Annotated in this window: 16 protein-coding genes; 8 read left to right on the forward strand and 8 right to left on the reverse strand. The window is 73.4% G+C overall.

Features of this window, described 5'->3' with window-relative positions; all coding sequences use genetic code 11:
- Nucleotides 1-263: 263 nt before the first annotated feature.
- The 4 genes from IG02_RS0131615 to IG02_RS0131630 all read left to right on the forward strand — a co-directional run bounded on the left by IG02_RS0131615 (nucleotide 264) and on the right by IG02_RS0131630 (nucleotide 4693).
- Nucleotides 264-1088, forward strand: a complete 825-nt coding sequence (locus tag IG02_RS0131615; protein WP_030755672.1) for an LLM class F420-dependent oxidoreductase — start codon at nucleotides 264-266, stop codon at nucleotides 1086-1088.
- 160 nt (nucleotides 1089-1248) lie between these two features.
- Nucleotides 1249-1677 carry a TIGR03668 family PPOX class F420-dependent oxidoreductase gene (locus IG02_RS0131620; RefSeq protein WP_030755675.1) on the forward strand — a complete coding sequence of 143 codons (429 nt, stop codon included), beginning with the start codon at nucleotides 1249-1251 and terminating at the stop codon, nucleotides 1675-1677.
- A 372-nt stretch (nucleotides 1678-2049) separates the two neighbouring features.
- On the forward strand, nucleotides 2050-4161 hold the full coding sequence (locus tag IG02_RS0131625; protein ID WP_037804815.1) for a prolyl oligopeptidase family serine peptidase: 2112 nt from the start codon (nucleotides 2050-2052) through the stop codon (nucleotides 4159-4161).
- Nucleotides 4162-4201: 40 nt separating this feature from the next.
- Nucleotides 4202-4693, forward strand: a complete 492-nt coding sequence (locus IG02_RS0131630) for a Rieske (2Fe-2S) protein (protein WP_030755682.1) — start codon at nucleotides 4202-4204, stop codon at nucleotides 4691-4693.
- Nucleotides 4694-4997: 304 nt separating this feature from the next.
- Here IG02_RS0131630 and IG02_RS0131635 read toward each other — a convergent pair whose 3' ends face one another.
- A complete protein-coding gene (locus IG02_RS0131635; RefSeq protein ID WP_030755685.1) occupies nucleotides 4998-6329 on the reverse strand; it encodes an aminotransferase class I/II-fold pyridoxal phosphate-dependent enzyme in 1332 nt (443 codons plus the stop codon).
- Between the two features lie 35 nt (nucleotides 6330-6364).
- Between IG02_RS0131635 and IG02_RS0131640 the strand changes: the two genes are divergently transcribed.
- A complete protein-coding gene (locus IG02_RS0131640) occupies nucleotides 6365-7156 on the forward strand; it encodes a pyridoxamine 5'-phosphate oxidase family protein (protein WP_078854985.1) in 792 nt (263 codons plus the stop codon).
- 195 nt (nucleotides 7157-7351) lie between these two features.
- Here the strand turns inward: IG02_RS0131640 and IG02_RS0131645 are convergent, their stop codons facing one another.
- From IG02_RS0131645 to IG02_RS0131660, 4 genes are all read right to left on the reverse strand, one after another.
- Nucleotides 7352-8323, reverse strand: coding sequence for a DMT family transporter (locus IG02_RS0131645; RefSeq protein WP_030755691.1), 972 nt, complete (start codon nucleotides 8321-8323; stop codon nucleotides 7352-7354).
- A gap of 167 nt (nucleotides 8324-8490) precedes the next feature.
- Entirely contained in the window at nucleotides 8491-9627 is a 1137-nt protein-coding gene (locus IG02_RS0131650) for an EamA family transporter (RefSeq protein WP_078854986.1), read from the reverse strand.
- 37 nt (nucleotides 9628-9664) lie between these two features.
- Nucleotides 9665-10291, reverse strand: a complete 627-nt coding sequence (locus IG02_RS0131655) for a Clp protease N-terminal domain-containing protein (RefSeq protein WP_051765975.1) — start codon at nucleotides 10289-10291, stop codon at nucleotides 9665-9667.
- A 247-nt stretch (nucleotides 10292-10538) separates the two neighbouring features.
- Nucleotides 10539-11189 (reverse strand): PadR family transcriptional regulator, encoded by a 651-nt coding sequence (locus tag IG02_RS0131660; protein ID WP_030755699.1) that lies wholly within the window; start codon nucleotides 11187-11189, stop codon nucleotides 10539-10541.
- Nucleotides 11190-11307: 118 nt separating this feature from the next.
- Here IG02_RS0131660 and IG02_RS0131665 point away from each other — a divergent pair, with 118 nt between their 5' ends.
- Nucleotides 11308-12135: a PhzF family phenazine biosynthesis protein gene (locus IG02_RS0131665; RefSeq protein ID WP_030755702.1), complete on the forward strand. Its 828-nt coding sequence runs from the start codon at nucleotides 11308-11310 to the stop codon at nucleotides 12133-12135.
- A gap of 119 nt (nucleotides 12136-12254) precedes the next feature.
- Here the strand turns inward: IG02_RS0131665 and IG02_RS0131670 are convergent, their stop codons facing one another.
- Together IG02_RS0131670 and IG02_RS0131675 are read right to left on the reverse strand one after the other, a co-directional pair.
- Entirely contained in the window at nucleotides 12255-13055 is an 801-nt protein-coding gene (locus tag IG02_RS0131670; RefSeq protein ID WP_030755705.1) for a CPBP family intramembrane glutamic endopeptidase, read from the reverse strand.
- Nucleotides 13056-13352: 297 nt separating this feature from the next.
- Nucleotides 13353-14876 (reverse strand): glutamate--cysteine ligase, encoded by a 1524-nt coding sequence (locus tag IG02_RS0131675; RefSeq protein WP_030755709.1) that lies wholly within the window; start codon nucleotides 14874-14876, stop codon nucleotides 13353-13355.
- 533 nt (nucleotides 14877-15409) lie between these two features.
- Between IG02_RS0131675 and IG02_RS0131680 the strand changes: the two genes are divergently transcribed.
- Together IG02_RS0131680 and IG02_RS0131685 are read left to right on the forward strand one after the other, a co-directional pair.
- Nucleotides 15410-16018: a hypothetical protein gene (locus IG02_RS0131680; RefSeq protein WP_030755712.1), complete on the forward strand. Its 609-nt coding sequence runs from the start codon at nucleotides 15410-15412 to the stop codon at nucleotides 16016-16018.
- Nucleotides 16019-16391: 373 nt separating this feature from the next.
- Complete coding sequence (locus tag IG02_RS0131685) at nucleotides 16392-16598, forward strand: DUF5999 family protein (protein ID WP_030755715.1); 207 nt, start codon at nucleotides 16392-16394, stop codon at nucleotides 16596-16598.
- A gap of 389 nt (nucleotides 16599-16987) precedes the next feature.
- Here the strand turns inward: IG02_RS0131685 and gcvP are convergent, their stop codons facing one another.
- Nucleotides 16988-19873, reverse strand: a complete 2886-nt coding sequence (gene gcvP, locus IG02_RS0131690; RefSeq protein ID WP_030755718.1) for an aminomethyl-transferring glycine dehydrogenase — start codon at nucleotides 19871-19873, stop codon at nucleotides 16988-16990.
- Nucleotides 19874-19923 lie beyond the last annotated feature (50 nt).

Raw genomic sequence — 19923 nt, forward strand, 5'->3', positions numbered from 1 at the left:
CAAGGAACCCGCTCCGTACGACGACGGGGAGCCACACGCCGCCTGCATCCTGTCCGGCGCGACAGGAGACCAAACGGTTCGGTTTGAGATTCGGCGCACCATGGGCGCTGGGCGCACATGACGGACCTGATGCCGCGCGGCGGGGTGGTTCTCGCGGGCGGCCGGGGATCGGGAGCGCCGGAGCGGGTAGTCGACACACCTGTGCCACCCGTCACAACGGGGCCACCCGTCCGATCCCGTACTCGACCCTCGACGGAGCCGTCGTGAAAATCGGAGTCTCGACCTTCATCACCGACCAGGGCATCGGCCCGGTTCCCCTGGGGATCGCGCTCGAGGAGCGCTCGTTCGATTCCCTCTTCATCGCCGAGCACACCCACATCCCCGCCGACCGCCAGTCGCCCTATCCGGGCGGCGGCGAGCTGCCGGAGATCTACTACCGCACGCTGGACCCCTTCGTCTCCCTGACCGCGATCGGTGTGGCGACCGAGCGGCTGCTGCTCGGCACCGGCATCGCGCTGATCCCGGAGCGCGACCCGATCGTCACGGCGAAGGAGGTGGCCTCGCTGGACCTGGTCTCCGGCGGACGGGTGATCTTCGGTATCGGTGTCGGCTGGAACCGGGAGGAGATGAGGAACCACGGCACCGATCCCGCCACCCGCGGCCGGCTCACCGACGAACGGCTGCTGGCCATGCGGGAGCTGTGGACCGCGGAGAGGGCCGAGTTCCACGGCGAGTTCGTGAACTTCGACCCGGTCTACGCCTGGCCCAAGCCGGTGCAGCGCCCCCACCCGCCGATCTACGTCGGCGGCGGCGAGGGCGCGTTCCGGCGGGTGGCGCGGCTCGGGGACGCGTGGCTGGCCAACAGCGTGCCGCCGGAGGAGCTCGGCCCGCAGATCGAGCGGCTGCGCGCACTCGCCGACCGCGAGGTGCCGGTGACGGTGTACGCGGCTCCCGATGCCCCGGAACAGATCGAGGGCTACCTCCGGCTGGGGGTCGAGCGGGTGTTGTTCTACCTGCCGACGATGCCGGAACGGGAGACGCTGAAGCACTTGGACCGGCTGGCCGAGCTCGCCGCCCGGTACCGCTGAGACGGGGTAGGGCGATGTCCGAAGAGCGCGGGGGGACGGGAGCGGTCGGGGCGGCCCGAACGGCCCAGACGGTAGGGGCAGTCGGGGCAGTCGGGGCAGACGGGGCAGTCGGGGCAGTCGGGGCAGTCGGGGCAGTCGGGGCAGTCGGGGCCAGGGTGCGATGCCCGCTCTGACGAGCGCCGAGGCACGGGAGCGGTTCGCCGCGGCGCGCGTCGCCCGTCTCGCGACGGCCGACGCCGCGGCCCGCCCGCACCTGGTGCCGGTGGTGTTCGCCCTGGAGGGCGACACGGTCGTGCTGGCCGTGGACCACAAACCGAAGCGGACGACGCGGTTGAAACGACTGGCCAACATCGCCGAGAACCCGGCGGTCTGTCTGCTCGTCGACCACTACGAGGAGGACTGGGACCGTCTGTGGTGGGTCCGGGCCGACGGCGAGGCGCGCGTGCACCCGCCACCGGACGGGTCACCCGACGCCGCCCGCCGCCTCCGCCCGCTCACGGCGAAGTACCGGCAGTACGCCGACCGGCCGCCCGACGGACCGGTCATCGAGGTCGCCGTGGCGCGCTGGAGCGGATGGCACGCGACCTGACGCGTCACCGAGCGGCTCACGGCGGCTCACTCCCGCTCCGTCTCCCGGGGACGGTAAGATGCCGTGCGGCCTGTCGGCCGAGGAGAGCCGCCCATCGCGCCGTACGGCGAGCCCGAGGGCGTGAACGTGAAGGCGTGAACCTCCAGGCGCGAGCCCAGCACACGCGCCCCACCGGCCGGGATGAACTCGGCCCCCGCACGGCCCTTTCCCGGAGAGCCACCGGACGAGCCGCCCCCGGTTCCGCCGCCCTCGCCTCCGGCCTTCCGATGTACGCGCGTTGCCGCCTTCGTATGCGCGTTGCCGCCTTCTCACCAGATCCGGCGCACACCCGTGCCCGGATCCCGTACTCGACCCGAAAGAGCGTGATGCCCAATGGAAACCACCGCCTTCCCGAGGCAGTTCGCCCGCACGCGGCGCTTCTCGCTCGGTGCTCCGCAGCGGTTCACCGTCTCCCCCGACGGCGACCGCGTCCTGTTCCTGCGGTCCGCGTCCGGCTCCGATCCGCGGGCCCTGCTGTGGCTGTACGAGCACGGCACGGAACGCCTCCTCGCCGGCGGGACGGCCGACGCGGAGGAGAAGGGCGCGGGAATCGGGGCGTACGCGGCCGACCGCGACGCGCGCCTCGTCGCGTACACCGTGGACGGCGCGCTGGAGCTCGTACGGACGGACGGCGGCGCGCCGTGGCGGGTGCCCACCCCCGGTCCGGTGACCGACCCGCGTCCCTCCCCTGACGGCGACCACGTCGCGTATGTCACCGGAGGCGCCCTGCGGGTCGTCCGGGCGGACGGCTCCGACGACCGGCCGCTCGCCGTACCGGAGGCTCCCGATGTGACATACGGTCTGCCCGACCATGTCGCCGTCGAGTCCATCGGCAGAACCCGGGCCTTCTGGTGGTCGCCCGACGGCACCGCGCTGCTGGTGGCGCGGGTGGACACGTCGAAAGTGCGGCGCTGGTACCTCGGCGACCCGTCGGACCCGGCCGCACCGCCGCGGGCGATCCGCTATCCGGCGGCCGGCACCGCCAACGCCGAGACCTCACTGCACATACTCGGGCTGACCGGCGGCCGCACGCCGGTACGACTGCCCCGGCAGGCATCCGGGACACCCGCGGGCCCCGGCTCCCCCGGTCCGGACGCCGTCTGGCGGGATCCCGCCTTCGACTACGTGGTCGCCGCCGACTGGGACGCCTTCGGCCCGCTGATCAGTCTCCAGACGCGCGACCAGCGCACGGTGTGGGTCGTCGGCGCCGATCCGACGACCGGCGAGGTCGGCCTCCTGGCCCAGCGGACCGACCCGTACTGGGTGGCCGTCCCGTGCGGCGCCCCGCTGCGCACCGCGTCCGGCACACCGGTCCTGCCCGGGGTGCGGGGCGACGACCCTACGCTGTGGATCGGCGACACCCCGGCCCCGGCCGGCACGGAGGTCCGCGCGGCCCTCGGGACCGTGGGCGAGCGGGTGTTCTTCGAGGCGACGGCGGTCGACGAGCCGACGGAGACCCACGTCTGGTCGTACGCACCGGGACGTGGCTTCGAGCGGCTGACGTCCGCCCCCGGGGTGCACACGGCCGCCGTCGGGGGTGACACGGTCGTGCTGGACAGCAGAACGCCGGACGGACAGACGGTCACGGTCGTGCGCGGCGGCACGGAGACCGGCCGGATCGAGGTCCTCACCGAGGAACCGCTGGTCACTCCGCGTCCGGTCCCCCTTGTCCTGGGGGACCGGCGGCTGCGCGCACAGCTCCATCTGCCGTCCTGGCACGAGCCGGGCGCGGGCAGACTGCCCGTGCTGCTCAGCCCGTACGCGGGCCCGGCCATGCAGGTGGTGACCGAGGCGCGCGCCTGGCACACCGCCGTCCGGCAGTGGTTCGCCGAGCAGGGTTTCGCGGTACTGGTCACGGACGGGCGCGGTACCCCCGGGCGCGGGCTGGAGTGGCAGCGGGCCATCGCCGGCGACCGGCTGACGCCCGTACTGACCGACCAGATCGACGCGCTGCACGCGGCGGCGGCACACCATCCCGACCTGGACCTGGACCGCGTGGCCATCAGGGGCTGGTCGTTCAGCGGCTATCTGGCCGCGGCGGCCGTGCTGCACCGGCCCGACGTGTTCCACGCGGCCGTCGCGGGGGCCCCGCCGACCGACCGCCGGATGTACGACACGTACTGGGAGGAGCGCTTCCTCGGCCACCCCGGCATCACGCCCGAGGCGTACGAGCGCTCCTCGCTGCTGTCCCACGCCCACCGGCTGACCCGGCCGCTGCTGTTGGTCCACGGGCTCGCCGACGACAACGTGGTCCCGGCCCACACACTGCGTCTGTCGGCGGCGCTGCTCGCCGCGGGCCGGCCGCACACCGTCCTGCCGCTGCCCGGCACGGGGCACCTCGTCGCCCGGCCGGGGGTGGCGGACACCCTGTTGCTGCGTGAACTCGATTTCCTGGGAAAAGCGTTGGCACCTGAACGGTCCGGCGCCGCGCCGCGTACTCCCTGACGAACCCGGCCGACCGAGAGCCGGGGGAACGGAGCTGGGAATGACGTCATCGCAGGGCATCCCCCGGATCGCGGCCCCCAGGACCGTGGGCCGCAGAACCGTGGTCGCCGCGGCCGGTGCGATGGGGCTGAGCACGGCGCTGGCCGCGTGCGGCGGCGAGCCGGACGCGGCGGGCGGTTCGGACGGCGCGGGCGACCCGGCGGTGTCCGGCGGCGCGGGGGCGAGCGGGGCGAACGGGGCGGCGGGTGCCGTCCTCGCGAAGACCGCCGACATCCCGGAAGGCGGCGGCAAGGTCTTCGAGGACAAGGGTGTGGTGGTCACCCAGCCGACGGCGGGCGAGTTCAAGGCGTTCTCGTCGAAGTGCACCCACACGGGCTGCGCCGTGAAGGACATCAGCGACGGCACGATCCACTGCCCCTGCCACGGCAGCCGGTTCAGCGCGGCGGACGGCAGTGTGCAGGCCGGCCCCGCGACCAAACCACTGCCCGCGGCCTCGATCAAGGTCGACGGCGACTCGATCACCCTCGCGTGAGCGGGAGCGGGAGCGCGGAACTCCTTGTCCCGTAGGGCCGCAGGGCGGTTGCCGAGCCGGTCCGGGAGTGCCCCGGGGGCGCGGGCGGTCGACAGCTGGCAGACTTCACTTTTCGTCGGCAGCGGGTGAAGTCTGTCAGCCGTCGACCGCCCGCGCCGCCGTGGCGGCGGTCCGGGTCGGTGGACCCGGCTGTACCGCCCGGCCGGGGGCCGCGTTCACCCGGTCGCGGGCCTGGACGCGCAAGGCGGCATGCCGTGGCCGCACACACCCCGAGAGACCGTGGTCGCGCACGGGTCGCGAGCCGTCAGCCGTAACTGCGCGCCGGCCCCGGCCCCGCCGCCGAGGCCAGCGCGTCGGCGACCGGACCGATGTCCTCGGGCGACAGCCCCGAGACCGTCAGCCGCACCCCCGCCGGGGCGGCCATGCGGAAGCGCGCGCCGGGCGCCACCACCCACCCCGCGCGGAGCAGCCGCGCCACGGCGCTGGTCTCGTCCGCGACCGGCACCCAGACGTTCATCCCGCTGCGGCCGTGCGCGCGCACTCCCCGTTCGGCGAGCGCCGCGACGAGCGCGTCGCGCCGTTCCCCGTACGACCGCGCGACGGCCGCCGTGTCCACGGCCCCCGAGGTCCACAGTTCGACGACCGCGCGCTGGAGGAGCCGGCTGACCCAGCCGGGGCCGAGGGCCTGACGGCCCGTCACCCGGTCCACCGTCACCGCGTCGCCGGTGAGCACGGCCACCCGCAGATCAGGACCGTACGCCTTGGCCGTGGAACGTACGAACACCCAGTGGTCCGTACGGCCGGCGAGCGGGTACGTCGGCAGGTCCACGATGCGGTGCCCGTGGTCGTCCTCGATGAGCAGGACGCCGGGGTGAGCGGCCAGCAGGGCGCGCAGCCGCTCGGCGCGGGCGGCTCCGATCGACGCGCCCGTGGGATTCTGGGCCCGGCAGGTGACGACGAGCGCCCGGGCACCCGACCGCAGCACCCGTTCGAGGTCGCCCGGAAGCGGACCGTCGTCGTCCAGGCCGATCGGTACGGGGCGCAGCCCCAGCGCGGGAACGAGGTCCAGCAGCGCGCCCCAGCCGGGGTCCTCCACCGCGACCGCGTCCCCCGGACGCAGGTGCGCGGCCAGGGTGCGCTCCATCGCGTCGAGCGAACCGGAGGTCACGGCGATCGGCCCGGCGGGCACCCCGTCCGCGTCCAGAGCGGCCCGGGCCAGCCGCGCCAGTTCCGCGTCGACGGGCGCCTGGCCGTAGAGGCCGGGCCGCTCGGCGTTGCGGCGCGCCGCCGCCGCGAGGGCGTCGTGCAGCGGTGGCAGCAGCGCGGGGTCGGGATTGCCCTCCGACACGTCCCGGACGCCCGGCGGTGGCTCGACCCGGATCGAGCCGCGCGGGGTACTGGCGGGCCGGGGCCGCACCCGGCTGCCCCGACGGCCCGCCGTCTCGATGACACCGCGCTCGCGCAGAGTGCGGTAGGCGGCGGCGACGGTATTGGGATTGACGCCGAGGGTCGCCGCCAACTCTCGCATGGGTGGCAGCAGTTGGCCTGGCGGCAGCTCCCCAGCGCCGACCGCGCGCTCCACGCTCGCCGCGATCTCCGTCGCGCGCCGGCCCGTGATCCGATACTCTCCTAGCACAAACAGCATTATGCACTAGTGCAAAGGAGTCCGCAATGGCACCGCCCGACACGCCCACCTCTGGGACATCCGTGCCGCAGACGCCCACGACCGAGCCGGAACAGTCCGCGCGAGCGGGGTACCGGCCCACCGCGCGCACCGTCCCCACCCGCGCCAGACAGCGGGCCTCGTACGACCGGGAGCTGGTGCACCGGATCCTGGACGAGGCGTACGTCTGCCATCTCGGCTTCGTCCGCGACGGCGCGCCGGTCGTCCTGCCGACGCTCTACGGCCGGGTGGGCGAGCGGCTGTACGTCCATGGCTCGACCGGCTCACGCCCTCTGCGCATGGCGGGCCGGAAGGGCGGGGCGGCCAAGGGCGCCGGGGCGGCGGCGACCGGCGATACGGAAGGGGCCGACGGGACGGGCCCGGGCCTGCCCGTCTGTCTGACCGTCACGCATGTCGACGCTCTGGTGCTGGCGCGCTCCGCCTTCCACCACTCGCTCAACTACCGCTCGGTCGTCGTGCACGGCGTCGCCCGCCAGGTGACCGACCAGCGGGAACGGCGCACCGCGCTGGACGCGATCGTCGATCAGGCGGTGCCCGGCCGTTCCCGGGACTCGCGCCCCGCCGACGCCCGGGAACTGGCCGCCACCGCCGTGCTCGCCCTCGATCTCGACGAGGTCTCCGCCAAGGTCCGATCCGGGGGCCCCAACGACGAGCCGGCCGACCTGACGCTCCCGTACTGGGCCGGAGTCGTCCCCTTGACACGCGGCTACGGTTCCCCCGTACCGGCCGAGGACCTCGACCGGGCCGTCGCCGTGCCGGAGTATCTCGCCTCACTCTGAGAAGCCGTGTCCGGCGGACCCGGCGGGCCTGTGGCGCACACCCGGCGGCCCGGCGGCCTTCCGCGCGACGACCTCACGCGCCGACGGCCGCCCGCGCCGGCGACCGGGCGGGCCCAGGGCCCTGTCACGCGGGCACGTCGCCACAGCCGGCCGGGGCTTCGCGGCGGTCCGCCAAGCCCCGCCTCTCCCGGCCCGCTACACACCGTCGGCCGTGAGCGCCGCCCGCCTCCTCGCCGTTCCCCGGGCCTCGTCCAGGGCCAGCCCGAGCACCGCGACGAGCAGCAGGGACGTGCCCGTCACGGTGGGGAGGGTCAGCCGCTCACCGAACAGCGTGACCGCGATCAGCGCCGCGCTCACCGGTTCCAGCAGCATGATCACGGACACCGTCGCGGACCGGATGACGGCGGCGCCCGCGAAGTACAGCGCGTAGGCGAGGGCGGTGGGCACGGCCGCCACGTAGACCAGCAACCACCCCACCTGCACGGGCTGGGCGGTGTGCGGCAGCAGTCCCTCGACGGCGCCGAGCGGCAGCAGCACCACACTGCCGATACCGAACGCCCAGGCGGTCGTGGTCATCGCGTCGGCCCCGCCGCCCGCACGTCCCAGCCACCGGGTGAGCAGGGTCATCCCGGCGTATCCGGCCGCCGACAGGACCGCGAGCGCGACGCCGGCGGGCCGAACGGTCGCCTCCGTTCCGCCCATCACCAGGACGACCAGCCCGGCGAGCGCGCCGGCCACGGCGAGCAGTCCGCCGCCGCCGAGCCGTTCGCCCCAGGCGACCCGCGCGCCGAGGGCGATGAGGACGGGCCCGGCGCCGAGGGTGACCACCGTACCGACCACCAGGCCGGTCACCTCGACGGACGCGAAAAAGGCGCTCTGGAAGACCGCGAGACCGACACCGCTGCCCAGGACGCGCACCAGCCGTCGCCCGCGCGGCTCCTTGGGGGCGGATTCGCGCCGCGGGCGCAGCGCGAGCACGCCGAGCAGCAGCACCAGTCCGCCGACGCACCGCCAGAAGGAGAGGGCCAGGGGACCGAGGTCACTGATCCGGTAGACCAGCGAGGCAGCGGCGCCGGCGGTTCCCCAGGCGACGCCGGCGACGGCGAGGAAGAACAGGTTCCGGCCGACGGGCAGGCCGGCGGCGGAAGTGAAAGAGGGGGTGGACACGTGAGGTCTCCGTACGACGAACGGATGGATGGCCGCTGGGTTCCGTCACGCGGGCAGCGACGAACCGCTCGGGGCGGAGAGGCGCCCGAGCCCGGTCTTCGTCGGCGGAGAGCCGCCCGCGCTATGCGGCGGGCGGCGAAAGTACGTTCATACGCATGCGCGGTACCTTACGGGCCGGAACGTTCCTCGGACAACGGCACCCGATCGCCCCCCGCGTCGGCCACGCCACCCACCTCGGGCACACCACTCGCTTCGGCTCCCCCGCCGATCGCCACGGCGCCCTTTCCCGGTCCGCCGGCCACCGGCCCCGACGGGGCCTTCGGTGTCGTGGACTGGGCGATGAACGCGCCGGTCAGCACGAGAGCGCCGCCGAGGATCTGCGGCAGCGCGAGGTGCTCCCGCAGCAGCACCCAGGCCAGTACGGTCGCCACCACCGCCTCCAGGCAGGCCACGACGCCCGCCACCTGGGGCGAGAGCCCGCGCACGGCGAGCACGCCCGTCGTGTAGGCGAGCACGGTGGCGATCAGCACCACCCAGCCCAGCAGCAGGAGCGCCGGCACGCGCGAGGTGCCCAGGTCGACGTCGCCGCTGAGCACCGACCGGTCCATGCCCCAGGGGCGGGCCACGAGGGTCAGGACGACGGCTCCGACGAGCAGCCCGTACGCGACCACACCCAATGGGTCGGCCCGCTCCGTCGGCTCGACCCGATCTGTTCGCTCGGCCCGCTCCGCCTCCTCCGCCCGCTCCCCGGTGTCCCCGACCGCCTCCCGCGCCCCGCCACTGCCGCCGTGGTCGGCCAGCAGGAAGTAGCTGACCTGGCAGAAAGCGGCGCCGAGTGCGAGCAGGACACCCCAGGGGTCGAAGCCCAGCCCCGACCAGACCTCGACGACGCAGGCGAGTCCGCCGACCGCCAGGACCACCCCGACCGCCGCGGCGCGGGTCACGGGCCGCCGCTGGACGAAGCGCACCCAGAGCAGCACGAGCGCCGGGCCGAGGTACTCGATGAGCAGCGCGACCCCCACCGGGATACGCGCCACGGCCGCGAAGTAACAGGCTTGCACGCCCGCCACGGCGAACAGGCCGAATCCGGCGAGGAGGGTGGGGCTGCGGCGCAGCAGCGCACGGTGGCGCCAGGCCACGGGCAGCATCACGACGGCCGCGCCGGTGACCCGGAGCCAGACCACGTGCAGCGGGTCCAGCCCCGCTTCGATCAGCGGCTTGGCCGCGACACCCGAACCTCCGAACGCGAACGCCGACGCCAGGGCGAGCCCCAGGCCGACGCTCCTCCCCTGTCGCCCGTGCATGCCGCCATCATGACAGCTGAGTACAGGAGCGTCACCCTTATGACACCTGTCGAGACGACACCTGTCGGGACGGTGCCCGTCGGGACGCCCGGTGGAGCCGCCCGGCCAGCGCCCGTGTGTCGACCCCGGCGCGCTCCATCACCTCGACGGCCCGGCACTCGTGGTCGGCGGCGAGCGCCGCGAGCACGTCGAGGCCGTGGACGCGCGGATCCGCACGACGGGACGCCCACTCCCACGCGTGCCCCAGGGCGGAGACGGCGGACGGCGACCAGCCGGCCACGGTCCGCCCGGCCCGGGACCGTACGACCGGAACGGCCCCGGAGTCCTCCACCCTGCCGTGCCAGCGCAGTCCGTAGCCGATGCTGCGCTGTACGAGGTAGCCGAGCACCCTGATCACCGGTGCGTCACCGCCGCTGTCGCCGACACCGCCGAGCGCCGCGCGCACCTCCGGGTCCGCCTCCAGCAGGGAATGCAGCAGGTGGGCCGTGTCGATCTGCCCGTCCCCGTCGCGCCGCGCCCTGCGGCGCGCGCCCGACAGGGCCTCGGCGAGTTCCGCGGTGAGCCGGCCGTCGTCCTCGACGTGCGCCCGGGAGCGCGGGGGCTGCTGGGCGCGGCCGGACGCCCGGAGGCCGGCCGGGGCGGGCGGGGAGCCGACGCGCGTCACCGCTGACGAGCCCGGGACACACGGAGGTGGATTTCGCACACTGCCACCCCATCAGTCCCCTCTGCCCGAGGCATCCCCGGTGGGAAGCATTTCCGCATCCCACCGGAGTGGTGCACGCCTGCGCCGCTCCTCATCCTTACGGATGAGATCACCCCGGGTCTCCCCCGGAACGCCCCCGGCGCACCGGAGCCCCGGCGGCACCCGGGCGCGCGACCGAACACCCTGCCGACCACCCGGCCGGGCCCGGTCAGGCGTCCTCGTCGGCGAGTACCAGGTACAGCTTCTTGCGGGAATCGTTGATGATCTCGACGGCCTTCTGCCGCTGCTCGGGCGTGCCGGTCCGCCAGACCTGACCGAACGCCTCCATCAGCCCGAAACCGGCCTGCCGGATCTCGTTCATCGTCTCCCAGTCGATGCCGCGCCCGGCCTCTTCCCAGGGGGTGTCCGGCACCGACTCGGCCTCGGTACGGCCGGCCTCGGTGAGCGTGAACAGCTTCTTGCCGCCGCCGCTCTCGCTGGTGATCATCCCCTCGTCCTCCAGCAGTTGGAGGGTCGGGTACACCGACCCGGGGCTGGGCCGCCAGGCGCCGCCGCTGCGCTCGCCGATCTCCTGGATCATCTCGTAGCCGTGCATGGGCCGGTCCTTGAGCAGTACCAGGATCGAGGCACGCACATCGCCGCGGCGTGCCCGCCCCCGGCCGCCGCGCCCCCGGCCGCCGCGCTCGAACGGGCCGCCGAAAGGACCGCCCGGCCCCCCGAAGGGCGGCCCGAACGGCCCGAAGGCCCGCCGCAGGCCCTCGAACTCGCCCCGGAGGTGCTGACCGGGCCCGCAGTGCCCGGCCCCTGATCCACGCCCGTGGCCGTATTCGTGTCCGTGTTCATGTCCATGTGGACGCATCGCTTCGCTCCATTCATCGTTGATCGGTCGCGATATCTCAACGATATATCGGAACCGATCGCACGACAAGACACACGCTGCCTGGGACCCGGCCTCGGACTGGGCCTAGGCTCGGCGCATGCGGATTCGAATCGTCGACGCCTTCACCGACCGGCCCTTCGGCGGCAATCCCGCCGGGGTCCTGCTCCTTGACGCCGGGCCGTTCCCCGACGACTCCTGGCTCCAGCGGGTGGCGGCCGAGGTGAACCTGTCCGAGACCGCCTTCGCCCACCCCCTGCCGGCCGGCGGCGACGCCGACTGGGCGCTGCGCTGGTTCACGCCCACGACGGAAGTGGACATGTGCGGTCACGCCACCCTGGCCACGGCCCATGTCCTGCGCTCGGCGGGCCGTGCGAGCGGAACGGTGCGCTTCGCCGCCCGTGCGGGGATCCTCGGCGCCACCACGCACGACGACGGCTCGATCACCCTCGACTTCCCGACGTCCTCCCTGACGCGGGTGGAGATCCCCGAGGGGATCGCCGCGGCGCTGGGAGCCGAGCCGGTATCCGCGTACGACACGTCGGAGGATCTCGGCGACCTGCTGGTGGAGTTCGCCGACGAGCGGACCGTACGGGCCCTCGCCCCCGACTTCGGCGCGCTCACCGCCCACTCCCGGCGCGGCGTCATCGCCACGGCCGTCGCCGAGGACCCCGCGGGCGGCTACGACTTCGTCTCGCGCGGTTTCTTCCCGGCCGTCGGAATCGCCGAGGACCCGGTGACGGGCAGCGCGCACACCGCGCTCGCGCCGTTCTGGGCGGCGGCCCTCGGCCGTGCGGACCTGACCGGGCTCCAGGTCTCGGCCCGCACCGGGTTCGTGCGTACGGCACTGCGCGGCGAGCGGACGCTGCTGACCGGCCGGGCGGTGACGGTCATCGACGGCGAACTGTTCAGCTCCCCCGACGCGTGACGCCGCACGGCAGACCGGATGCCGGGGCGACGCCCGCGCGCCGCCCGCCCCGTCCGTACGCCGCCGTCCCGGGCCTCCGTACGCCGCTCGGTCCGGCGGCGCACGGACGCCCGGTCCCGCTACACCGTCGGCAGCCAGCCCACCTTGCCCGCCAGCAGCGCGTAGCCGAGGAAGGCGCCGATGTCGAGGAGCGCGTGCGCCACCACCAGCGGACCGACCCGCCCCCAGCGCCGGTACAGCAGCACGAACACGACGCCCATCACCATGTTGCCGACGAAGCCGCCGACGCCCTGGTACAGGTGGTAGGAGCCGCGCAGCACCGAACTCGCCGCCAGGGCGGCCGTCGGCGTCCAGCCCAGCTGCCCCAGCCTGCGGAGCAGGTAGCCGACGACGATGACCTCCTCCAGCACGGAGTTCTGCACCGCCGACAGGATCAGGACCGGGAACTTCCACCAGACGTTCGGCAGCGACTCCGGGACCACGGTCAGGTTGAACCCCGCCGCCTGCATCGCCAGGTAGAACGCCAGCCCCGTGCTGCCGATCCCCGCCGCCACCAGCGCGCCCCGTCCCAGGTCCGGCCAGGGCCGACGGCCGTCGAAGCCGATGTCCCGCACGCCGCTGCCCTCGCGCAGCAGCAGATGCGCGACCAGGGCGACCGGCACCAGGGCGGTGCTGATGCCGAACAGCTGCCAGGCCAGGTCCAGCCAGGGCCGTCCCGGGGCGGCCGACGAATTGAGGTTGGCCGCCTGGCTGCCCAGCGACTCGGGCCTGGTCACCGAGCCGATGAAGCTGATGAGCGCCGACACCCCGCTCGCGCCCAGCGAGAGAGCCAGCACGAGCACGGTCTCGTGCCGCAGGGTCTTCCGCGAGATGGCCTCCTGAGGAAAGGAACCTGCCATCCGCCCCGCCTCCACCCGCACACGTGCCTCCAGTTGAGTCGTCCCCGGACCCGTGGTGTCGCCGACGGGCGCGCGGGAACGCCGGAGCGCACGCGACCGGCCGAGGGCCAGATCCTGTGACCTCACAGCTTGCCCGACCGGCCCGGAGAGAGTGCGGTCAGGCCCGGATCCGACGGCTCGCACCGCCCGCGCGACCACACTCGTATCGCCGCCGGACGGACGACGGCTCGCACCGCGCGCACGTCCACTGGTGCCGCCCGGGCGGACCACGCCTCACGCCGGAGCCGCCCTCACCGGTACCACTCGCACCGGAACCGCTCACACCGCCCGGACCGCGGCCCGCGCGGGGAATCCGGCGGGCCAGGTGTGCACCGGCTCGCCCGCGTGCATCAGCTCACAGTAGCGGCGGGTGGTGGCGGCGAGTGCGGCGTCCCGGTCCAGCCCGGCCTCCAGCGCCCGGTGGAACGTGTCCACCTGCCACGACGCCCCGTTCACCCGCCGCTTGCACCGCTCCTCGATCACCCCGAGGTAGAAGTCACGGTCCGCCGGCTCGACCTGCCAGGCGTCGAGGCCCGCGGCGGCGAGCGGCAGCAGCTCGTCCCGTACGAGCTTGACCACCGGAACGCTCGTGGTCCCGCCCGCCCGGCCCGGGCGTGGCCAGCGCAGCTCGGCGTCGATGCCGTACCGGCACGCCACGTCGAAGTTCTCCGCTGCCTCGGCGAAGGACAGTCTGCTCCAGACCGGCCTGACGTCCTCGGCGAGCGCCCGCACCAGGCCATAGTAGAACGCCGCGTTGGCGACGACGTCGGTGACCGTGGGGCCGGAGGGCAGCACCCGGTTCTCCACCCGTAGGTGCGGTACGCCGTCGACGACCTCGTACACCGGGCGGTTCCAGCGGTAGACCGTGCCGTTGTGCAGCGCCAGTTCCGGGAGCCCCGGCACACCGCCGGCGTCCAGGACCCGCTGCGGGTCCTCGTCGTCGCAGATCGGCAGCACGGGCGGGAAGTAGCGGAGGTTCTCCTCGAAAAGGTCGTACGCGGAGTCGATCCAGCGCTCGCCGAACCAGGTCCTGGGGCGCACGCCCTGCGCCTTGAGCTCGGGCGGGCGGGTGTCGGTGGCCTGTTCGAACAGCGGCGGCCGGGACTCGCGCCACAGCTCGCGGCCGAACAGGAACGGAGCATTGGCACCCAGTGCCACCTGGACCGATGCCACGGCCTCCGCGGCGTTCCACACATCGGCGAAGCGGTCCGGCGTCACCTGGAGGTGCAGTTGCACGGAGGTGCAGGCCGCTTCCGGGGCTATCGACGACGAGGTGGTGGACAGCCGTTCCACCCCTTCGATGTCCAGCGTGAAATCCTCCCCGCGGGCCGCGTGCATCTGCTCGTTCAGGAGTGCGTAGCGGCGGACGTCCGAGAGATTCTCGGAGACCACGTCGTGCTGGGTGAGGGTGGGGAGAATTCCGATCATCACGATCCCCGCGTCGACCTCACGCGCTTTACGGTGAGCATATCCGAGCCCGGCGCGCAGTTCCTCCGCGAGCTGATCGAGGACCCGACCGCCGATACGGTGCGGAGCGATATTTACTTCCATGTTGAACATGCCGAGTTCGGTCTGGAAATCCCCGCTCGCGATGCGCCGCAGCACCTCCGCATTCAGCATCCGGGGCATCCCGTCGGTGCCCGCGAGATTGAGCTCGATCTCCAGCCCCATCAGATTCTTGGGGCGGTCGAACCTCCCGTCCGCCAGCAACCGCTCCAGTACCGCCAGGCACTGCTGGAGCTTCCTGCGGTATTTCTGCCGATCGGACAGGTCGGAACCGCCCGCCTCGACCTTCTCCCCCATCGAAGTGTCCCTCCTCGTGGGCAGCCCGCGGCACGAGCATCGCGTCACGATCGATAATGCCCACACAGCGTGATCCATAACGTCCCGGTCGGCCGACGGACCCCCACGGACGGCGGCCGACCGCTACAGTGGTGCCCCCGGTCGATCGGCACATTCCTTTGGCATGGCGTTGACTACGGCGTTTCCGATGCCCGACATCCGGGGAAAAACGCCGAAGAGTTGGTGGTGATTTTCAGCCGACCCGTTCGAAGGAATCGACCCAGGCCAGACGCGTGCCTTCGCCGTTTATCCACAGTAACCGCACCGGACGAGGTCCGGATATCGCCTTGTCCGCAATATCGGCGAGAGCTAGAAGAAACCTGGCGTGAACACATGTCGTATAAACTTCGCGTACGAGGCGGAGAGTCGGCGTCCCGGCATTGCGATCTGTGAGGCCCACCTCTGACCCCGCACGCTGACAGTGACGTCCGCACCGGTTCACGCTCCCCTTCACGCATCACCCCTGTGTCTCCTGAAGTGAGAGGCAACCCACCATGCCGCTGCATGTTCCTCCGGCCCCCGCGCCTGCCCTGCGCAGCGTTCTCGCGGCACTCAGTTCCCCCACCGCCGTGCGCGATGCCCGCACACCGGCGCTCCAGGCCGCCCCGGGGCCGCTGACCCCCGAAATGCCCCTGCCCCTCCACACGCTCGACCTGGTCGCGCCGGCGGGAGAAGCGGCAGCCGCGGGCCGGGCGCCACGGACCAGATTGACCGGCTGGCGCTTCCTGATCCGCAGCGGTGACCGAGCGGTCGCCGCCGCCGACGCGATGCTCACCGCGGACGGCTGGGCGTTCTCCCGCTTCTTCGAGGGCCCCTACCTCACCGCCACGGAGCGCGCGCTGCGCCAGACCGAGTCGCTGACCACGCCGTACCAGCCGCGGCTGTTGTGGGTGGCCGAGCTCTACATGCTCGCGCTCTGGCTGCACGAGGACACGCGGGACGACGCCGCCGAGGGCGCGCTCGGGCCGGCCGACATCCTGGTGCCTCTCGCACCGGCCCCGCCGGGCATCGCGGCCCACCGCCCGCACCGGGTCGCCGATCTGCTGCCGGTGATCGGGCTACGGCTCGGGGCGGCACCGCCACTGCTGCGCGCTCCGGCCTGACGGGAATGACGGGCTCCCGCCCCGCTCGTCCCGTGCGCCTCTTCGGTGCCCCGCGACCTCACCGGTCACGGGGCACCGGCGCGTTCCGCGGTACCGACCCGGCGCGCCGGGCGCGTCCCACGCCCGCGAACGGGCCGCCGGAGGGACACTAGTTCTCTTCGGCCACGTCGAACCACCCGAAAAGACCGGCGAGTTGAGCTGAACCGTCCGTGCGGGTGATACGTCTTTGAGCAGAAAGGAGAGCTGCCGCGAAATCCCTGCGGATCGCCGTCCGTGGGGCAACACTAGGACCGGACCAGACAGATACGGGGGAGCGGCCATGACGACGTCAAGCCGCGGGACACACACCACGACGCAGCGAAAGAACCCATCCATGTGCCAGCACCAGCCAGCCTGTCCGACAGCCGATTCCGCCGACCGCGACGCCGCACGATTGCTGGCGCACCACCCGGAGCAGGGCTGGAGTCTGCTGTGCAACGGTGTCCTCGTCTTCGAGGACACCGGCGAGCTGCTGCCGGACGGCAAGATCATCGCCCCGCACCGGTCGTCGCGCGGCGGGCAGACGATCACGGCGGCCTGACGCGCCGCCACGGCGCGGCCGGAGCGTCCCGAGCGCCCGGCGGACAACGGGTGGGCGGCATGCCGCCCGCGGCGCCCCCGCCCTGTCGGTCCTGACCCGGCGCGGCCGGCGATCCAGCGCCCGTCGGGGCCGGCTCGGCACGTCGACCGGCTCGGTGCTCCGTCGGCTGCCCCGTGCTCCGTCGGCCGACCCGGCACTTCGGCCGAGCCGGACCGGTCGCTTCCGCCTGGTTCTCCCGCCGCCGCGAGGCCGGCCCGGAAACCGCTCTCCGACCGGCCCGGCACCGTACCGGTCACATCGGGCGCGGGGACCGGGCCGTTCGGCCCCTCGGGCGCCGAGCGGCCGGGACCACGGCCCCGGCCGGACGGCCTGCCCGGCGCCCCGGACGGTCAGTCGTCGTACGCGTCAAGCGGCGGGCAGGAGCAGACCAGGTTGCGGTCGCCGAACGCGCCGTCGATCCGGCGGACCGGCGGCCAGTACTTGTCGGCGGCCGAGACACCGGCCGGGAAGGCCGCCTCGGTACGGCTGTACGGACGGTCCCACTCGCCGCCCAGCGCGGCGGCCGTGTGCGGGGCGTTGCGCAGCGGGTTGTCGTCCGCCGGCCACTCCCCCGACGCGACCTTGTCGATCTCCCGGCGGATCGCGATCATCGCCTCGCAGAACCGGTCGATCTCCGCCAGGTCCTCGCTCTCGGTGGGCTCGATCATCAGCGTGCCCGCCACGGGGAACGACATCGTCGGCGCGTGGAAGCCGTAGTCGATCAGCCGCTTCGCGATGTCGTCGACGCTCACTCCCGTGGCCTTGGACAGCGGCCGAAGATCCACGATGCACTCGTGCGCCACCAGACCGGCCGGACCGGTGTAGAGCACCGGGTAGTGCGGCTCCAGTCGCTTGGCGACGTAGTTGGCGGCGAGCACGGCGACCTGGGTCGCCCGCTTCAGCCCCTCGCCGCCCATCAGCCGCACGTACGCCCAGGAGATGGGCAGGATGCCCGCCGAGCCCCAGGGAGCCGCCGAGACGGGCCCGACGCCCGTCCCGGGCCCGGCCGCCGGCTGGAGCGGGTGGTTCGGCAGGTACGGCGCGAGATGCGCCCGTACGCCGACGGGACCGACCCCCGGGCCACCGCCGCCGTGCGGGATGCAGAACGTCTTGTGCAGATTCAGGTGCGACACGTCCGAGCCGAACCGGCCCGGCTTCGCCAGCCCCACCAGCGCGTTGAGGTTCGCGCCGTCGACGTAGACCTGCCCGCCCGCGTCGTGCACGGCCGCGCAGATGTCCCCGATGTGCTCCTCGAAAACGCCGTGCGTGGAGGGGTAGGTGACCATGAGGACGGCCAGCTCCGCGCCGTGCCGTTCGATCTTGGCGTGCAGGTCCGCCAGGTCCACGTCACCGTTCTCACCGGTCTTGACGACGACGACCTTCATCCCGGCCATCACCGCGCTCGCGGCGTTCGTCCCGTGCGCGGAGGAGGGGATGAGACAGACCGTGCGGCCGGTGTCGCCGTTGGCGCGGTGGTACGCCCGTACGGCCAGCAGACCGGCCAGCTCCCCCTGCGAGCCGGCGTTCGGCTGGAGGGACACCGCGTCGTACCCGGTGACCTCGGCGAGCCGCTCCTCCAGCTCCCGGATCAGCGTCAGATAGCCGCTCGCCTGCTCCGCCGGCGCGAACGGGTGCAGCGCCCCGAACTCGGGCCAGGTGACCGGCTCCATCTCCGTGGTCGCGTTCAGCTTCATCGTGCAGGAGCCGAGCGGGATCATGCCCCGGTCCAGCGCGTAGTCCCGGTCGGCGAGCCGGCGCAGGTAGCGCAGCATCGCCGTCTCGGAGCGGTGACGGTGGAAGACCGGGTGCGTCAGATACGAGTCGGCGCGCAGCAGACCGGCCGGCAGGGCGTCGTCCGTGGCCGCGTCGAGCGCCTCGATGTCGGCGGCCACCCCGAAGGCGGCCCACACCGCGGTCAGCTGGGCACGGCCCGTCGTCTCGTCACAGGCGACCGAGACGTGGTCCCCGTCCACGAGGCGGAGGTTGATCCCGCTCGCCAGGGCCGCGGCGACGACCTCGGCGGCCCGGCCCGGGACCCGGGCCGTCAGCGTGTCGAAGAACGCGCCGTGCACGACCTCCACCCCGCCCGCGCGCAGCCCCTCGGCGAGCAGCGCCGCGTACCGGTGGGTGCGGCGCGCGATCGCCCGCAGCCCGTCCGGGCCGTGGTACACGGCGTACATCCCGGCCATGACGGCCAGCAGGACCTGCGCGGTGCAGATGTTGCTCGTGGCCTTCTCCCGGCGGATGTGCTGCTCCCGCGTCTGGAGCGCCAGCCGGTACGCCCGGTCCCCGTCGGCGTCCACGGACACCCCGACCAGCCGGCCCGGCAGGTTGCGCGCGAAGTTCTCCCGTACGGACATGTAGCCGGCGTGCGGGCCGCCGAAGCCCATCGGGACGCCGAAGCGCTGGGTGGTGCCGACCGCGATGTCCGCGCCCAGTTCCCCGGGCGGGGTGAGGAGCGTCAGCGCCAGCAGATCGGCGGCGACGGTGACCACCGCGCCGAGTTCGTGGGCCCGTTCGATCACGGGCCCGAGGTCGCGGACGGCCCCGGAGGCGCCCGGGTACTGGAGCAGCACTCCGAAGACACCGCGCTCGGCCACCTCGGCCGGGATGCCCTCGCTCAGGTCGGCGACCACGACCTCGACGCCGGTCGGTTCGGCCCGGGTCTCGACGACGGCGATCGTCTGCGGCAGGGTGTCGGCGTCCACCAGGAACACCCCGTCCTTGACCTTGCCGACGCGGCGCGACAGCGCCATCGCCTCGGCCGCCGCCGTGCTCTCGTCGAGCAGTGAGGCGCTCGAGGTCGGCAGTCCGGTCAGCTCGGCGACGACGGTCTGGAAGTTGAGCAGCGCCTCCAGCCGGCCCTGGGAGATCTCCGGCTGGTACGGCGTGTACGCGGTGTACCAGGCCGGGTTCTCCAGCACGTTGCGCAGGATCACGGGCGGGGTGAAGGTGCCGTAGTAGCCGAGCCCGATCATCGACGTCCGCACCTCGTTGCGGTCCGCCAGCGACCGCAACTCGGCCAGCACCTCCGGCTCGGTACGGGAACCGGGCAGCCGCAGCGCCTCCACGCTCTTGATGGCGTCGGGCACGGCGGCGGCGGTCAGCTCGTCGAGCGAGCCGTAGCCGACCTGCGCCAGCATCTTCGCCCGCGCCTCCGCGTCGGGCCCGATGTGGCGCTGCTCGAAGGGTGTGCCCCGCTCCAGCTCGGCGAGCGGAATGCGACGGTCGGTCATGGAGAGGCCTCCTGGTCTGTCACGACCTGCGAGAGGCACCCGCGCGAACG

The sequence above is a fragment of the Streptomyces sp. NRRL F-5135 genome (assembly GCF_000719775.1).
Classification (GTDB): Bacteria; Actinomycetota; Actinomycetes; order Streptomycetales; family Streptomycetaceae; genus Streptomyces; species Streptomyces hebeiensis.

Bases quoted from the DNA above. Each gene is read 5' to 3' on its own strand.
- IG02_RS0131620 (WP_030755675.1), top strand. From the start codon at position 1,249: ATGCCCGCTCTGACGAGCGCCGAGGCACGGGAGCGGTTCGCCGCGGCG.
- IG02_RS0131625 (WP_037804815.1), top strand. From the start codon at position 2,050: ATGGAAACCACCGCCTTCCCGAGGCAGTTCGCCCGCACGCGGCGCTTC.
- IG02_RS0131630 (WP_030755682.1), top strand. From the start codon at position 4,202: ATGACGTCATCGCAGGGCATCCCCCGGATCGCGGCCCCCAGGACCGTG.
- IG02_RS0131640 (WP_078854985.1), top strand. From the start codon at position 6,365: ATGGCACCGCCCGACACGCCCACCTCTGGGACATCCGTGCCGCAGACG.
- IG02_RS0131650 (WP_078854986.1), bottom strand. From the start codon at position 9,627: ATGCACGGGCGACAGGGGAGGAGCGTCGGCCTGGGGCTCGCCCTGGCG.
- IG02_RS0131660 (WP_030755699.1), bottom strand. From the start codon at position 11,189: ATGCGTCCACATGGACATGAACACGGACACGAATACGGCCACGGGCGT.
- IG02_RS0131665 (WP_030755702.1), top strand. From the start codon at position 11,308: ATGCGGATTCGAATCGTCGACGCCTTCACCGACCGGCCCTTCGGCGGC.
- IG02_RS0131675 (WP_030755709.1), bottom strand. From the start codon at position 14,876: ATGGGGGAGAAGGTCGAGGCGGGCGGTTCCGACCTGTCCGATCGGCAG.
- IG02_RS0131680 (WP_030755712.1), top strand. From the start codon at position 15,410: ATGCCGCTGCATGTTCCTCCGGCCCCCGCGCCTGCCCTGCGCAGCGTT.
- IG02_RS0131685 (WP_030755715.1), top strand. From the start codon at position 16,392: ATGTGCCAGCACCAGCCAGCCTGTCCGACAGCCGATTCCGCCGACCGC.
- gcvP (WP_030755718.1), bottom strand. From the start codon at position 19,873: ATGACCGACCGTCGCATTCCGCTCGCCGAGCTGGAGCGGGGCACACCC.